This window comes from bacterium, from assembly GCA_024226335.1.
In the GTDB taxonomy this organism is placed as follows: Bacteria; Myxococcota_A; UBA9160; order SZUA-336; family SZUA-336; genus JAAELY01.
The window spans coordinates 1-593 of sequence record JAAELY010000531.1 but is presented as its reverse complement, the minus strand read 5'-3'; the positions used below and the strand labels follow the sequence as shown (position 1 = coordinate 593).

Here is a 593-nt window from a genome sequence, read left to right as displayed (position 1 = left end):
ACTTGCTCCATCATGATGCGCATCGCGGTCGCAATCGCGAAGATCACCGTCACGCCGTAGCGGGAAATGATATCGAAGGCCTGCTCGGCGTCGAAGCGCTCGCTGCGCTCGTAGTTGACCACGGTATATCCGTGGTACAGCGTCGGGTAGAGCGCGGCAAACGAACCGGCAATATAGCCCCAGTCGCAGTGGGTCCACAGCAGGTCGCCGGGCTGTGGGAAGAAGTCGAGGTTAAAACCGAGATTGTTGACCTCGGCCGGCAGCAGTCGGTGTCCGTGCAGCGCCCCCTTGGGCTGGCCGGTGGTACCCGAGGTGTAAATGATCAGCGCGGGATCGTCGTTGCGCGTTTCCGCAACATCGAATTGCCGGCTCTCGTGCTCGAGGCACTGGTGGAAATCGACCGTGTCGGCGTGATCGGCGCCACCGACCACGACGATGGTTTCGAGTTCGGGCAGCCGCTCGCGAATCTCGAGCACCTTGGGCAGGTTTTCGCGGTCGGTAACCACGATCCGACTGCCGCTACTGTGCAGGCGGTACTCGATCGCCATCGGCCCGAACAGGGTCAGCAACGGCACCAGTATCGCACCGGTCTT

At 62.1% G+C, this 593-nt stretch carries 1 protein-coding gene; it reads right to left on the bottom strand.

Translation table 11 applies throughout. The features are described 5' to 3' along the window. On the bottom strand, positions 1 to 593 hold a 593-nt coding region (locus GY725_25910; protein MCP4007632.1), incomplete at both ends, for an AMP-binding protein.